The 13,379-nt window shown below is 66.6% G+C and carries 17 protein-coding genes and 3 tRNA genes; 6 read left to right on the forward strand and 14 right to left on the reverse strand.

Going from position 1 to position 13,379, the window contains the following annotated elements:
• The first annotated feature begins 200 nt into the window (after positions 1-200).
• The gene (locus tag A5780_RS26460) at positions 201-746 is read left to right on the forward strand and encodes a hypothetical protein (RefSeq protein WP_156769672.1); all 546 of its coding nucleotides are present in this window, start codon (positions 201-203) and stop codon (positions 744-746) included.
• A 292-nt stretch (positions 747-1,038) separates the two neighbouring features.
• On the opposite strand, the gene A5780_RS26465 is transcribed toward A5780_RS26460, so the two are convergent.
• Positions 1,039-1,875 carry a LysR family transcriptional regulator gene (locus A5780_RS26465; protein ID WP_064909984.1) on the reverse strand — a complete coding sequence of 279 codons (837 nt, stop codon included), beginning with the start codon at positions 1,873-1,875 and terminating at the stop codon, positions 1,039-1,041.
• Between the two features lie 95 nt (positions 1,876-1,970).
• Between A5780_RS26465 and A5780_RS26470 the strand changes: the two genes are divergently transcribed.
• Positions 1,971-2,696, forward strand: coding sequence for an SDR family NAD(P)-dependent oxidoreductase (locus tag A5780_RS26470; RefSeq protein WP_063010824.1), 726 nt, complete (start codon positions 1,971-1,973; stop codon positions 2,694-2,696).
• 15 nt (positions 2,697-2,711) lie between these two features.
• Here A5780_RS26470 and A5780_RS26475 read toward each other — a convergent pair.
• Positions 2,712-2,796: transfer RNA gene (locus tag A5780_RS26475), tRNA-Ser, on the reverse strand.
• A 203-nt stretch (positions 2,797-2,999) separates the two neighbouring features.
• Here A5780_RS26475 and A5780_RS26480 point away from each other — a divergent pair.
• Positions 3,000-3,995, forward strand: a complete 996-nt coding sequence (locus tag A5780_RS26480; RefSeq protein WP_231509341.1) for an alpha/beta hydrolase family protein — start codon at positions 3,000-3,002, stop codon at positions 3,993-3,995.
• A gap of 16 nt (positions 3,996-4,011) precedes the next feature.
• Here A5780_RS26480 and hisC read toward each other — a convergent pair whose 3' ends face one another.
• A complete protein-coding gene (hisC, locus tag A5780_RS26485; protein ID WP_064909966.1) occupies positions 4,012-5,091 on the reverse strand; it encodes a histidinol-phosphate transaminase in 1,080 nt (359 codons plus the stop codon).
• A gap of 174 nt (positions 5,092-5,265) precedes the next feature.
• On the opposite strand from hisC, the gene A5780_RS26490 reads away from it, so the two are divergent.
• From A5780_RS26490 to A5780_RS26500, 3 genes are all read left to right on the forward strand, one after another.
• Positions 5,266-6,123: a dienelactone hydrolase family protein gene (locus tag A5780_RS26490; protein ID WP_063010828.1), complete on the forward strand. Its 858-nt coding sequence runs from the start codon at positions 5,266-5,268 to the stop codon at positions 6,121-6,123.
• 86 nt (positions 6,124-6,209) lie between these two features.
• Positions 6,210-6,299: transfer RNA gene (locus A5780_RS26495), tRNA-Ser, on the forward strand.
• A gap of 36 nt (positions 6,300-6,335) precedes the next feature.
• A tRNA-Arg gene (locus A5780_RS26500) sits at positions 6,336-6,408 on the forward strand.
• 72 nt (positions 6,409-6,480) lie between these two features.
• On the opposite strand, the gene A5780_RS26505 is transcribed toward A5780_RS26500, so the two are convergent.
• The 11 genes from A5780_RS26505 to A5780_RS41365 all read right to left on the reverse strand — a co-directional run.
• A complete protein-coding gene (locus A5780_RS26505) occupies positions 6,481-7,698 on the reverse strand; it encodes a site-specific integrase (protein WP_064909968.1) in 1,218 nt (405 codons plus the stop codon).
• Positions 7,699-7,702: 4 nt separating this feature from the next.
• Positions 7,703-7,876, reverse strand: coding sequence for a helix-turn-helix domain-containing protein (locus A5780_RS40305; RefSeq protein ID WP_156769673.1), 174 nt, complete (start codon positions 7,874-7,876; stop codon positions 7,703-7,705).
• 11 nt (positions 7,877-7,887) lie between these two features.
• Entirely contained in the window at positions 7,888-9,600 is a 1,713-nt protein-coding gene (locus A5780_RS26510; RefSeq protein ID WP_064909970.1) for a replication initiator, read from the reverse strand.
• 29 nt (positions 9,601-9,629) lie between these two features.
• A complete protein-coding gene (locus tag A5780_RS26515; RefSeq protein ID WP_064909971.1) occupies positions 9,630-10,304 on the reverse strand; it encodes a hypothetical protein in 675 nt (224 codons plus the stop codon).
• Positions 10,301-10,456 (reverse strand): hypothetical protein, encoded by a 156-nt coding sequence (locus tag A5780_RS41360; protein WP_181064100.1) that lies wholly within the window; start codon positions 10,454-10,456, stop codon positions 10,301-10,303. Before A5780_RS41360 ends, A5780_RS26515 begins: the two co-directional genes overlap by 4 nt.
• Positions 10,453-10,626 (reverse strand): hypothetical protein, encoded by a 174-nt coding sequence (locus A5780_RS40310; RefSeq protein WP_156769674.1) that lies wholly within the window; start codon positions 10,624-10,626, stop codon positions 10,453-10,455. Before A5780_RS40310 ends, A5780_RS41360 begins: the two co-directional genes overlap by 4 nt.
• Positions 10,623-10,913: a hypothetical protein gene (locus A5780_RS26520; protein WP_064909973.1), complete on the reverse strand. Its 291-nt coding sequence runs from the start codon at positions 10,911-10,913 to the stop codon at positions 10,623-10,625. The genes A5780_RS40310 and A5780_RS26520 overlap by 4 nt, the downstream gene beginning before the upstream one ends.
• Positions 10,910-12,241 (reverse strand): FtsK/SpoIIIE domain-containing protein, encoded by a 1,332-nt coding sequence (locus A5780_RS26525; RefSeq protein ID WP_064909975.1) that lies wholly within the window; start codon positions 12,239-12,241, stop codon positions 10,910-10,912. Before A5780_RS26525 ends, A5780_RS26520 begins: the two co-directional genes overlap by 4 nt.
• On the reverse strand, positions 12,238-12,531 hold the full coding sequence (locus A5780_RS26530) for a hypothetical protein (RefSeq protein ID WP_064909978.1): 294 nt from the start codon (positions 12,529-12,531) through the stop codon (positions 12,238-12,240). Before A5780_RS26530 ends, A5780_RS26525 begins: the two co-directional genes overlap by 4 nt.
• 6 nt (positions 12,532-12,537) lie before the next feature.
• Positions 12,538-13,128, reverse strand: a complete 591-nt coding sequence (locus A5780_RS26535; RefSeq protein ID WP_064909980.1) for a DUF2637 domain-containing protein — start codon at positions 13,126-13,128, stop codon at positions 12,538-12,540.
• A 20-nt stretch (positions 13,129-13,148) separates the two neighbouring features.
• The coding region (locus tag A5780_RS41365) for a hypothetical protein (protein WP_082976742.1) at positions 13,149-13,379 on the reverse strand (231 nt) is incomplete at its 5' end.

Raw genomic sequence — 13,379 nt, forward strand, 5'->3', positions numbered from 1 at the left:
TTCGAATCGAGTCGCCCGCCGGCGTTCCGGTCGACGAAGCCGGCGGGTAACGCTCCTGTCGGCGCACCCGATCGAACTGCCGTACCCGCTGTGGGAACGATTCCGATTTCGATTGGATTGGGGGACGGCCCGGCCCGATGAGCACTCACCGAAAGCACGGCACAGCACCGATTTTGATCCTGGTTCCCGCAGTCGCGGGGATGTATCTGGCAGCTGGTTGCGCACTACCCGATCCGCCCGCGGCCACCGGAACCACGAGCACGACGACCCTGTCGACACCACCGACCACCGCATCGACACCACCGACCACTGTGTGGACGCCGATGCGCACACTCAGCACGCCGACCACCACCGTCGCGCCGACCACGATCGAGCCTGTTGCCGACGACTACGCCGCGGTGTGTGCCGACGCTGTCAGCGGGGTCCGTGTCGACGACACCGAGTGCGACGATGCGACGGAAACCTACGTCGGTGACGATGCCACCGCCGCCGAGTACGCCGCGGCCGGCCTCGCGGGCGGTGCCGTGGGTGCTGCCATGTGGTACTACTACTCGACCCGCAATCGGGTGGTCGCCCCCGCGGTCGGTGCTCGCGTCGCGGGCGGTAGTTACGCCACCCCGCTCCCGAGCCTCGCCCGCACCCCCGCCATCTACCGCTCCGGCAGCATCGACCGCAGCGGTGGAGCGATCACCGGCAGCACCATCCATCGGGGCGGCCTCGGACACCGAGATCACAGCGGCTCTTAGCGGAATTGATCAGCGACGTTGGTCCCGCGAAAGTCCTCGCTACCACCGCGACAGTCATGTCGCTCGGCGCCGTGGCGGCGCCCATCGCCTCCGCCGACAGCGCTTCCGATACCACGGCGAAACCGATCGCCATCTGCATCACCATTCCGTTGCCCGGGTCCGCCGATTGGGTGTGGTGCTTCTGAACCTGGGGCCGGCCGTTCGAATCGAGACCGGAAACGACTGTGGCGCCGACCGATACGCCGGTCGGCGCATATTCGTGGCTGAGGCGGCCGCGGAATCGCGGTGTCGGTCAGAGACGTGTCGCGGTGCGGACGAGGTCGGCGACGGCCTTGGATCTGCTGTGTGGCGGCCAGGCGATGACGGTCGTGACCGCCGGTGCGTCCGGCACCGGCACGATCGCGTGATCGTCGCGTAGGTGAGTTCGGACCGACTCGGGCATGACCGCGCAGGTTCGTCCGAGCGCGATCAGCTGGGCCAATTGGGTGTGGTCGCGAACCTTCGGACCGGGGCCGTCGGGATAGCTTCCGTCCTGCCGGGGCCAGCGCGGCAGGGGCAGATCCGTCAGGGTGGCGACCTCGGCCGACGACAGGTGGGGCCGGTGGGCGAGGGGGTGGCCCGCGGGCAGGACCAGAACCTGTTGTTCGGTGTGCAGATCCTCGGTGTCGAGTCCGGCGGTCGTGTCGAAGGGCCGGTGGAGCAGTGCGACGTCGGCACGGCCGTCGCGCAGCAGCGCCTCCTGCTCGCCGGGCCCGCACAGCAGCACCTCGACAGCGACAGCGCCCGGTTCGGCAGCGTAGGCGTCCAGCAACTTCGACAGCAGTTCGCTGGACGCTCCGGCCTTCGTGGCCAGCACCACGCCGGGCCGACCGGCCGCGCGGCGGGTGCGGCGCTCCGCGGCGTCGACCGCGGCGAGCGCGGCACGAGCCTCCCGCAAGAGCACCGCCCCGGCCTCGGTCAGGGCGATCGAGCGAGTGGTGCGGTGCAGCAGAACCACGCCGAGCCGCCGTTCGAGCTGTCGGATCGCCCGTGACAGCGGTGGTTGCGCCATGGCGAGTCGCTGTGCCGCTCGCCCGAAATGCAACTCCTCGGCGACGGCGACGAAGTATCGCAACTCCCGCGTCTCCACCACGTCATCGTATCCGGCATTGATACCCGTGCGGTATCAGCGGCCACCCGATCGGTGTTGGACCCGCCACCCCCGACCGAACCAGGATCGACGGTATGAGTGAACAGACGATCGCGCTGGTGACGGGTGCGAACAAGGGAATCGGATACGAGATCGCGGCGGGGCTGGGCGCCCTCGGCTGGCGAATCGGTGTGGGCGCGCGCGACGCACAACGCCGCGACACGGCGGTGGAGAAGCTCCGCGCGGACGGGATCGATGCCTTCGGCGTTCCGCTCGACGTGACCGACGACGCGAGCGTGGCCGCCGCGGCGGACCTGATCGCCGACCGCGCCGGCGGGCTCGACGTCCTGGTCAACAACGCCGCGATCACCGGCGGCATGCCCCAGACACCCACCACCGTCGATCCCGCGACCGTGCGTGAGGCTGTGGAAACCAACGTGATCGGAGTCATCCGCGTCACCAACGCGATGCTGCCCATGCTGCGGCGTTCGGCAGCACCGAGGATCGTGAACATGTCCAGCAGCGTCGGCTCGCTCACGCTGCAGACCACGCCCGGCGCGGACACCGGCCCGATCTCCGCTGCCTACGCGGCGTCGAAGACCTTCCTGAACGCGGTCACCGTCCAATACGTCAAGGAACTCGCCGACACCGACATCCTGATCAACTCCGGCTGCCCCGGTTACACCGCCACCGACCTCAACGGCTTCCGCGGCGTCCGAACCCCCCAACAGGGCGCCGCGATCGCGATCCACCTCGCCACCCTGCCCGACGACGGACCGACCGGCGGATTCTTCTCCGACGCCGGAACAGTCCCCTGGTGACAGCCCCTTCACCTGCGGTGGGTGTGGGATTTGAACCCACGGTGGCGTGAACCACGACGGTTTTCAAGACCGTTCCCTTAGGCCGCTCGGGCAACCCACCTCGTTCCGGGCGCGCCGGAACGGTGTCTCAGCCTACTGGCGCGAGTGCGGGGATGCCGAATCGGTGCGGAGCGTCGGAAGACTCGCCGGAGATCGGGCCGTCGTGGGTTTTCGACGCCTCGCACGACCTCTGGCAGGATGGCGGCCATGGTTCGTCGCCGGATACGGCGTCGGCTGTCCGGCGCTACCATCGCCGCACTCCTGATGAGTGGGGCGATCTGGGGAGCGCCGTCGATTGCCGCCGCGCCCGCGCCCCCGGCCGATTCGGGTTCCGCCGAGGGGCCGCCTCCGGCGCTGGACGATCCCCGTCCGGCCACCGCGTCGATCGACCACATCGAACCGATCAACGATCGCTGGCTGCGGGTTTTCGTGGACTCCCCGGCCATGGGACGCACGGTGCAGGTGCAGGTGCTGCTACCGGCCGATCGCAGCCATCCGCGCCCGACCGTCTATCTGCTCGACGGGCGTAGCGCGAGCAACCAGTACAACAACTGGACCGAGCGGGGTGGCGCGGTGCAGTTCTTCGCCGACAAGGACGTCAACGTGGTCCTCACGATCGGCGGCCCGGCGGGGTACTACACGGATTGGCAGCATCCGGATCCGGTGCTCGGCACCAACAAGTGGGAGACGTTTCTCACTCGGGAACTGCCGCCGTTGATGGACGCGACCTTCGAAGGCAACGGCCGCGATGCCGTGGAGGGCGTCTCGATGGGGGCGGAGGCCGCGATGATGCTGGCGATACGCAACCCGCAGGCCTATCTCGCTGTCGCCGCCCACAGTGGTTGTTATGCGATGGGTTCGGATTTCGGGCAGGCGCAGGCGCGGGCCGTGGTGCGCACCTACGGTGGCGATCCGGACAACATGTTCGGCAAGCAGGAAGATCCCGACTGGCTCGCCCACGACGTGATGATGCACGCCGACACCCTGCGCGGTAAGGCGATCTTCCTGTCCGCCGGCTCCGGTGTGCCGGGGCCCTACGACGGTCCGGGCAATCCGGAAGCGTTCTCGACGATCGGATTCGGTGGCCCGCTCGAGGCCGGCGCCAACGCTTGCACGATGGCGCTCGCGGATCGGCTGGAGCGCATGCAGATCCCGGCGGATGTCGATCTGCGTCCGGTGGGCACGCATTCCTGGCCGTACTGGAAGGACGAGCTGCCGAGGGCGTGGCCGACGCTGGCGGGAGCCCTCGGCGTGCGCTGACCGCCGCGGAGCCGGTTCAGCCGGCGAAGCGCGCGACGGTGTCCGGTGCGGTGGCGAAACTCAGGAACCGATCGTTCTCGTGCGGATCGCCCGCGGTGATCCGCACCCCGTCGGCGCCGTAGGGCCGCACCAGAACTCCGGCTTCGGCACTGGCCGCGCCGAACTCCGCGCTGTGCTCGCCCAGCGGCAGCCAGACGAAGTTGGCCTGGCTCGGCGGTACCCGGTATCCGGCCGCCAGCAGCGCCTCGCGCATACGTTCCCGCTCGGCCACCACATGATCGGTGCGGTCGAGCAGTTCGTGCCGCGCCTGCAGGCAGGCGATGGCCGCGGCCTGTGCCAGCCGATTCACGCTGAACGGAATGTGCACCTTCATCAGCGCGGTGATCAGTTCCGGATCGCCGACGGCGTAACCGACCCGCAGCCCCGCCAGCCCGTATGCCTTCGAAAAGGTGCGCAGCACAACGACATTCGCGCGCCCTCGGCCGATCTGGACGCCGTCGGCCCGATCGTCGGCGGGCTGGCGCAGATATTCGAAGTACGCCTCGTCGAGCACCACCAGCACGTCGTCGGGGACCGCGTCGAGGAAGCGGGTCAATTCGGCACGGCCGTACGCCGTTCCGGTCGGGTTGTTCGGATTGCAGACGAAGACGAGCCGGGTCCGCTCGGTGATCGCCGCCGCCATCGCATCCAGATCGTGTGCGAATTCGTCGTTCAGCGGCACCGGCACGGCAGTCGCGTTGCCGACCTGCGTGACGATCGGATACGCCTCGAACGAGCGCCAGGCGAACACCACCTCGTCGGCGGGGGAGGCGCACGTGATCTGGACCAGTTCCTGGCACAGCGCGACGCTGCCGCAGCCGATCGCGACATTCTCGACCGCGACGTCGTGGAACTCGGCGACGGCTGCTCGAAGTTCGCCGGAGGAGTTGTCCGGGTACCGGTTGATGAGTTCGGCAGCCTCGGCGATCACCTTGGCCACGCTCGGGAGCGGCCCCTGGGTGGTTTCGTTGCTGGCCAGTTTCACGGCGCCCGGATGACTGCGACCCGGAGCGTAGGCCGGAATGGACTCGAGGTCCGGACGAATACGAGCACTCACCCCAACACCTTAATTCCTCGCACGTCGCGGCGGCTCGCCGCGGTTGTCCGGGAGGGCCCGGCGGTCCGTCTGCGGGTCCGAACCGGCTGGGCGGTATGTCGGAAAATTTTCCGAGGAATGGGTACTTCCGTGCAACTTCTCCCGAATGTAACGGATGCGAACTACCCTGGTTTCATGTCGGGCATCTATCGAGATGAAGCACCATTGCGCGACAGCGGGCAGGTGGTCGACGGCGCTCCGGGCCCGGCGGCCGGAGGTCGGGTGCCCATCACGGTGATCGAGCCGGAGGGTTACGCGCGCGGCGGCATCGTCGTACTCCACGAGTCCCGTCAGTTTGCCGATGTATTGCTGGAAATGATGAAATCGCTGGCCGGTGAAGGCTGGATCATGGTGGCGCCCAATCTGTTCCACCGCTTCGATCGGCAGAAGGGTCACGGGGACGGCGCCGGGACGGTCAACGACCGCGATCTCGCCGCCGTCGGGGCGCGGGTCTCCGACGGGCCGGGTGCGGTCGCCACCGCCGTCGCGGGCGGCGCGGAGGTCGAGCAGGTGTTCGGCGCGGATCTGTTCGCCGATTTCGATGCCTGCTTCGACTGGCTGGTCGGCCGGGGTGTGTACGCCGACACCGTCGGCGTGCTGGGTTTCGACAACGCCGGCACCGCCGCACTGCTGGTCGCCACGAACCGTCCCATCGGTGCGGCCGTGAGCGTCGCCGCACCCGGCATCATGGAGCCGCTGACCGCGGAGGCGACGGCACTGGTGGACGCCGCCCCGCAGTTGCAGGCCCCCTGGCTCGGTCTCTACGGCAACGACGATCCCGTCAACCCGGCCGATCACGTGGAACGCCTGCGTGACGCGGCGGCGCGCGCCGCGGTGGCCACCCTGGTGGTCAGCTACCCCGGCTTGCATCACCGCCCGGACCATCCCGGATTCGACATGGCCGACTTCGAGCAGCTGCCCGAGGACGAGAAGCGGCTCCTGATCGACGCACAGACCAGAATCTTCGATTGGTTCGACAGTCACCTGCGTTGACCAGCCGTTTTGCGTCCTGACCGGTTGCTCTGTACTCTTGCCTCTCGGCGGTTCGAAAGGACCGGCGCCCTCGAAAGAAGGCTCCAGGAGGCGTGCCAGAGCGGCCGAATGGGACTCACTGCTAATGAGTTGTCCCTTCACGGGGACCGGAGGTTCAAATCCTCTCGCCTCCGCCACGCCCGGGTAACCGGGCACACAACTGAACAGGACCTGCGCCCGTAGCTCAACGGATAGAGCATCTGACTACGGATCAGAAGGTTGGGAGTTCGAGTCTCTCCGGGCGCGCAGGAAAGAGCCCCCGAGCTGCATCAGCAGATCGGGGGCTCTTTCCTTCCAAGATCATCGGGGTGAAATCCCTCACTTTCCCCTTACATTCGGATCCGTACTTTCCTTCGCGTACCGGTCGAGGACCTCGCGAACGTCCGGTCCGTGCGTGCGCCGTTCGACGTAGTGATGTTCGGTCGTCGCCAGCTGAGCGTGAGACAGCTGGGCCTGCGCCTGCTCGACTCCGAGCCCGTCACGGATCACCGTTCCGACAGTGCGCCGCAACGAGTACGGAGTGATCCATTTCAGATCCTCGGGCAACGCGGCACGCAGAGATCGCCGGAGGTTGTTGAGGCTCATCCACCCGCCATCACGATTCGGGAAGACCGGCTTGTCCGCGAGAGTCTCCAGCGATTCGAGATCCTTGCTCGCTTCACCGAGCAGCTTGGCCAGAGCTTGGACAGCCAGAGCGGGCAATACGACTGTGTGATCGGGCGCGTCACCTTTCCGCGAATCCTGCCGACGCAACGACTGACCTTTGACCTTGCCGTGATCGATCATCGTGCCCGCGACCGTCATGACCGGCGGATCGGACAGCAAATCGACATCCGACCAGCGAAGACCGAGAACCTCATTCGGCCGGCACCCGGTCGAGCCCATCACATCCACGAATGGAGGCAGCAGGCGTCCGGGAGGTGGACCGGAAACGTGTTCACGTTTGGTGTACGCGAGCACCGCCGCGCGAACTCTCGCGAACTCGTCCACGGTCAAAGCGCGTACCGGCGTCTTCTTCCTCGTATCCCGCGACGTTTCACGGAGCGGATTGACTGCCAGCACGTCATGCCGGACAGCCATCGCGAACATGCCGGTGAGTGCCACCCGGAGAAACTTGGCCTGACTCGCGGCCGACTCAGCCACGATCCCGAGGTGGCTCTCCGCGCGACTGGTCGGGAATTCTCGGACCCGCAGTTCACCGATCTGCTTGACGCCGTGCTTGTCCCAAGCTCGCTGGTACTTGTCGACGCTCTGACCCTTCAGCCCAGCTTTCTCCTTGCTCGCGATCCACAATGCGAACAACTCAGCGAGCGTCGTACGTTCCGTTATCACCGTGCTCGCAGAGGGCGAGGTTCGGGTTTTCAAGTGCCGCTGAAGATTCCGCCGGGCATCTTCTTCGCTTCGCCCACTGCGCTCGACCTGGCGGCGCTTCCCGTCCTGATCACGAACGTAGGTGCTCGCGGTGAACTTCTCCGGCCCGGTCTGAGTGACGGAGATCTTGCCCCACTCGCCGGGGGCCATCCGCTGTCTGGGCATGACGCTATGCCGCCCGGTCCAGAGCGTCGATGTAATCGGCCACCGCCTGTTCGCTGACAAACCGGCGCCGCCCGACCTTCACCGAGCGCAGCTCACCGGAGCCGATCAGTTCGTAGTACTTGCTGTGCCCGATCGGGATGAGCTTGCGAACTTCCGCCTCGTTCAGAAGCTTGGACATGAAAACCCCTCCTATGCTGCGTTGTCGATGGCCGAACCTTGTTGTGTGCCGGGTGGTCCCGCTGCCAGGCGAGCGTTTTCGTATTGGGCCCGCCATTTGATCCGTTGAGCGATCGAGGCCATGACCAGGTGCTCGCGAGGTGGCACGTTCTTGTCTCCCGGCTCGACCGGTTTGACGATCAGCCGGGACGTATCGGGTTTCTGGATGCCGACCTGGGCGAGAAGTTGCCGAACAAACTCGGCGCGGTCGGCCTTGTGATCCGGGAGGGTCTTTCCGGTCCAGCGGCGCGAGACCAGCACACGGCGACCGCGCAGGCCGAGGGTGTCTCGGCGGTGGGCTTTGCCCTTGCAACGACCCGGCTGGGTCTTGTCGGTGGCACCCTTCGGATTGATGCCGTAGCGCAGCCAGACACCGCAGTTAGGTGAGCAGGGTGTCTTGCACAGTTCCGCGTGGAGCCGGTCGTAGTGATCGGCGGCGCGAGCGGACTGGGGCTCGATCACCTCAGCGATGGACTTGGTGAGGTATTTGGTCAGGTAGCCGACATGCCGGGATGCTTCCTCACTGCCCCCGAGCACGCCCCTGATGTCCTTCGGGTCGATCTGTTCGCCGAAGGTCACCACGTGGGCCGGTTCGAGGTCGTCGACCGTATCGAGCATGTCCATCGCTTCGTCCCACGAGGGCAGCGGCTCTCCGTTGTCGGGGTCGACGAATCGGCCGGCTGTGTAGTCCCAGACCGGCATGTGTCCATCGGTGTACTGCTCGTTGTCCGGGTCGAAGTGCGGCCACCACACCTGGTGATAGGTCGCGGCCGCGATCTGGAGAATCAAAGCCCGTGGATCGGTGCCGCGCACAGCCATGTGAATATGCGGTGCCCCGCGCTTCTGCGGTTCCACAGTGGCGAAGTACTGGATATCGCGGCCGGTAGCGCGCCGGTAGTTCTGTACGAACCGGTCGAACAGCGCTGGGAAGAACACGATGTCCCGGGCAGCACGCCGGTAGTCGTAGCTATCGGGATCGGCGGCCGATCCATCCGAGCACGGTTTGCCGTCCGCGTTGGTGGCACCGTCACGATTGATTTTTCCGTAGGAGTCCAGGGTGAGCGTGATGAACATCGAGGGCCGGTACTTGCCCGCGTACTGACGGCCGATCGTGGCCTTGTCGATCTTCTTGCGTGGCAGATCGGGGACGTCCTGGCGACGTCGAGTGGACCGTTTGCGCTCCGATTTCGGCTCGGGATCGAGAGCCGGAAGACGCCCGCGCACACCGGTTTCGCGCAGATCCGCATCCACGTCCGCGACCACTTCGCGGATACCGTCCATCATGTCCTGGTCGCCGGATGCCTTGGCTTCCTGATAGTTGGTCATCAGGCTTGCGCGGGTCTCGACCAGCTCCAGTTGGTGTTGGGTGGGGTCGCGTTTGATGTCGACGGGTTCGGTTTCGATGTGCCAGCCTTCGTGGGCTTGCTGCATCCGCAGGGAGCGAGCCTTGGCCGCGCACGACGGGCACACACTTTCCAGCGTCGATTTGCACGGGGCGCCAACATATTTCGTATCCCCGGTATCGGGGTCATAGGTGTACATCGGGATCGGGCGTCGGCACTCGCCGTGTTTGTCGGCGGCGGCCTGGGCGATCTCGTGCAGGTTCGGAATCGAGCGGCGATCGGCGGCGGTGCCCCGGACAGGGCCGAGGGAGGCCGGATCGGTGTCAGGCTGTTGGTCTGTCATGGTTTGGCCTCCCTCGAGGTTGATGGGTTTCACGCGACGTCTCCGCCTTCCTGACGTGGCAGCCCGCCCAGTCCGCCGGGGATGTGTGCGAACGGGGCCGAAATCGGCTTAGCGAGCGAATCAGCGCGCCGGAACGCCAGTTCCACGCGAGCCGGGCCGGTGATGCTGACGCGGCATTCCTGCGCCCCGAACGCATGCGCCAGATGGGCGGTGCGGTTGGCCCAGTCGTCGGGGCATTGACCGGGCAGCATCGCGACTCGCACGGTGTCGATGGCCTTCCCGATGTCGATGCCCAGCAGCCGCGGAATCTTCACCGCCGCGCCGAGGTCGTCACGGGCCGACAGGCTGCAATCGTCCATCCGTGACGACCACTGCCGCCGATATCGGAACCAGGTCAGGAACCGCGAGCGGACACGGCGAGTGATCCAGCGGGAGAACGATTTCGGGGCCTTCACCCGCCACAGCCCCAGGGCAGCCACGATGGCCAGTGTCATGCCGAGGGCCGGGAGCCAGCCGTAGAACCAGAAAAGGCCGGCCACCGCAGCGATCGGCAACGACACCATGGGGAACAGAAGCGCCCACCAGACCGCGAGGAACACCGCGATCACCGCCCAGCCGATCGCGGCGAGGAACAGAGTTGCGAGGTCCTCAAGGGGATCGCGGCGGGTCCGGACCGTGGTCGTGGTTTTGGTCGTCGTGCTCACTGCTTCACCTCGGATTCGTCGAACAGCCCCAGCTCACTGGGGCGCTGCCTGCGCGGGAGGTCTTTGACCTTGCGGCGCTTGGACTTGCGCACCCGATCCGCTGCCGCCTGCACGATCGGATTCACTTGCGGTGCCTCCTGTTTGGTGCTCATGCGGCCCAGTCCCCGCCGTCGGGGTCGTAGCCGTGGCCGAACACCTCTCCGGTCTCGGCGAGGATGTTCACCGCGATACCGATCGGGTCGAGTCCGCGGGCTTCGAGCTGGCAGCGGCGACGGCTGTGCAGGTCGATGACATCGGCGTATTCGCTGGTGCGCTTGCTCATTTCGGGTTCTCCTGTTCATCGGGGGCACCGCAGCGGTCGCAGCGGCGAAGGGTGTTCGTGGAGGGGAAGCGGTGGCCGCGCAGGTCGCATTTGGCGGTGATGGCGCAGCCGTCGCAGGTGATCCGGTCACCGTCGTAGAGCCAGCCGTTTCGGCCGGCGGCGAGGTAGTAGGCGGCGTGATGGGTGGAGGTGAAGCAGACCGCTTCCCCGGCAGCGTCGGTGTAGAGGTCCCCGCAGTTATCGCAGTAGATGACCACGTGGTTTTCGGTGACGAGTCCGCGTTTCATGCCGCCACCGGACCTGTGTAGCCGTCGCCGGGGATGTCATCACCCAGGTCGTCGGGGTCGAAGTCGCTGTAATCAGCGGCCGGGGCGAAATCGGTTGCCGGGGAATACATGTCCACGATCGCGTCGGCCTGCTCGTCGGAGATCCAGAACGCACGCACCCGCACGAACTCGGTGGTTCCGTCTTCGCCGACGTAACCGACACCTGGCGTGGTCTCAGGGATCTTGTCGCACAACGCTCCTCGATCCCTGGCACCCTGCCCGTGCACCATCGCGGTCTGTGTCGGCTCGTCCAGGCGCAAGCCGACACGCACCGGAAACAGCTGCCGGTTGGGCATCGTCTCCTTGGACGGGTCCTGAAGGGCCGCGATCACCGAGACACCAGCAGCGCGGCCCTTGGACTGCAACATGCCCGTCAGACGCCGGAACTCGTTCTGCTCGTCACGGTCGGCATACGACGACAGCGACGCGGCCTCATCGATGACGATCACGATCAACGGTTCATCCGGTGACGGCACCAGCTTGCGGACCCCTGCGGCACGCATGCGGGCCAGGCGTTCGTCCATCTCGGTCACGGCCTCGCGCAGCATGGCGAGGATGGTGGAGGCGTCGACGGCGAAGCGGACGAACAGCCGGTTTTCACCGCGTCCGAACTCCACACCGCCTTTCGGGTCGGCCATCCACACATCCACGAACCCGGCTTTGATCGCCGGGCCCAGGCCGGCCAGGATCGACCACAACACACTGCCCTTACCCGAACCGGTGGCACCGGCAAGAAGGATGTGTGAGTACAGGATCCGCAGCAGCCACGGCGCGCCGTCCTCACGGACACCCACCGGAACCGCTTCCAGGTCGACACCGGCAGCCACCGTGGCGGGGTCGGTGGTGACCGATTCGGCCAGTGTGTCGTGAACGCGGAGTTCCAGCCGCACCCAGCCCGGAGCAGGCGAGGACGCAGTGACCTGTTCGACACCGACGTGGTCAGCGATGCGGGAGCGGGTGTCGTCGTTGGTCCAGTCGGACAGGGTTTGCCCACCGCGCATCAGCAGGTCGACGGTCAGGCCGTGGCGGGAGTAGTCCCACCACTCGACGCGCGGGAACCCGGTCTCGACCGAGCCGAGCTTGAGCAGGGAGAACATCAGTTGTGCGTGGGCCGTGGAGGCGAACGACACGATTGCCGGGCGAAGAATCTCCGGGGCCTCGGCCAATTCGTTTTCCAGGCTCACCGCGGTGGTGGTGGCGGGACGGCGGCCCCACGGCAGAATGTGCGCCGCGAACACCAGCGCCCCTACCGCCGACGCCGCGACCGGAACCATGTCGACGACAGTCATTGCCAGGGCTCCTTCGAGTTGTCGAGGCCGCACAGCAGCTGACAGCCCTGCACATCCGCCGGAGGCAACCCCGGCTCGTGGCAGAACATGGTGCAGCCGGAATCCGGTGCGGCGGGGGAGGGTTCGTCGTCGCACAACATCACGCAGCCCGGTTTGCCGGTGGCGTGTTCGACAGCGGCCGGAGCCACCTCGTGGCGCGGACCGAACGCCAAGAAGCCGGCCACACCGAGGGCAGCGGCGGTGACGGCGAGCGTGGCAGCACCCACGGTCACAGCACCAGTGGTTTCCATGACAAATCAGCTCCCGATCGGGACGGACACCGGCAGCAACGGCTGCGCGGGTCGAGAAACAGGAATCGGTTGCGCCACAGCCACCGCAGGCACAGAAGGCACCATCGGGGCAGGCGCGGCAGGTTCGGGCTCCACAGTTTCGCGGTCGTCTTCGGCAGCGGCGGGAGCATCCTGTTCGGACTCGGCCACCGCAGCGACGGGAGCCGAATCATCTTGGGCGGCACGGAACAGCACTGCCAGGCCGTGCGTGTCCACGAGCAGCGATATTGGGGCGATGGCCGCCACGATCGCGCACAGCCACGCGGGTAGCTCTTTGCCAGCGGCTACGGCGTGGATGCTGTTGCCCGCCACCGACACCAGCGCCCCGACCACCAGAACCCAGGTGAAGAACTTGCGTTCCGCCGACTTGGCCAGGACCAAAGCGCCGGCGGTGGCCTGAACGATCGTGCCGTCGATGATCAGTGGGAACAGCCATGCATCCGACGCCGGAATATGCGCCAGTTTGGCCAGATCCCGCAGCGTGGCGAACGACAAGCGGAACGCGGCAGCGCCGACGCCCACGATCACCAGGACCGCGAACACCCGCGCCGCACGCATTCCCCGCTCAGGCGTGAACATCAGGCAGCCTTTTCCGCCGCCAGCCGCTCCGCCACGTCGTGCATCATCAGGATCTGCGGCAGCTGCTCAGCGAGGGTGCGAGCATCCTCGATCGACAGATACAACCGCGCATACCCGATGACCTCGTGGTTCATCTCCACGCTCACAGAGGCCCGGAGCGGCCCCGATGCGGTATCGCGCGCCGGGCAGTACTCGGCCTCGATGCCATCGAACTTGCTGATGTGTGCGCT

It is taken from the genome of Nocardia sp. 852002-20019_SCH5090214 (assembly GCF_001665865.1).
GTDB classification, from domain to species: domain Bacteria; phylum Actinomycetota; class Actinomycetes; order Mycobacteriales; family Mycobacteriaceae; genus Nocardia; species Nocardia nova.

Excerpts from the sequence above, each read along its gene's own strand:
- A5780_RS26525 (WP_064909975.1), bottom strand. The coding sequence starts at position 12,241 with ATGACTGTCGTCGACATGGTTCCGGTCGCGGCGTCGGCGGTAGGGGCG.
- A5780_RS26510 (WP_064909970.1), bottom strand. The coding sequence starts at position 9,600 with ATGACAGACCAACAGCCTGACACCGATCCGGCCTCCCTCGGCCCTGTC.
- A5780_RS41360 (WP_181064100.1), bottom strand. The coding sequence starts at position 10,456 with ATGAGCACCAAACAGGAGGCACCGCAAGTGAATCCGATCGTGCAGGCG.
- A5780_RS26520 (WP_064909973.1), bottom strand. The coding sequence starts at position 10,913 with ATGAAACGCGGACTCGTCACCGAAAACCACGTGGTCATCTACTGCGAT.
- A5780_RS26470 (WP_063010824.1), top strand. The coding sequence starts at position 1,971 with ATGAGTGAACAGACGATCGCGCTGGTGACGGGTGCGAACAAGGGAATC.
- A5780_RS26535 (WP_064909980.1), bottom strand. The coding sequence starts at position 13,128 with ATGCGTGCGGCGCGGGTGTTCGCGGTCCTGGTGATCGTGGGCGTCGGC.
- A5780_RS40305 (WP_156769673.1), bottom strand. The coding sequence starts at position 7,876 with ATGTCCAAGCTTCTGAACGAGGCGGAAGTTCGCAAGCTCATCCCGATC.
- A5780_RS26505 (WP_064909968.1), bottom strand. The coding sequence starts at position 7,698 with ATGCCCAGACAGCGGATGGCCCCCGGCGAGTGGGGCAAGATCTCCGTC.
- A5780_RS26460 (WP_156769672.1), top strand. The coding sequence starts at position 201 with ATGTATCTGGCAGCTGGTTGCGCACTACCCGATCCGCCCGCGGCCACC.
- A5780_RS26490 (WP_063010828.1), top strand. The coding sequence starts at position 5,266 with ATGTCGGGCATCTATCGAGATGAAGCACCATTGCGCGACAGCGGGCAG.
- A5780_RS26530 (WP_064909978.1), bottom strand. The coding sequence starts at position 12,531 with ATGGAAACCACTGGTGCTGTGACCGTGGGTGCTGCCACGCTCGCCGTC.
- A5780_RS40310 (WP_156769674.1), bottom strand. The coding sequence starts at position 10,626 with ATGAGCAAGCGCACCAGCGAATACGCCGATGTCATCGACCTGCACAGC.
- A5780_RS26480 (WP_231509341.1), top strand. The coding sequence starts at position 3,000 with ATGAGTGGGGCGATCTGGGGAGCGCCGTCGATTGCCGCCGCGCCCGCG.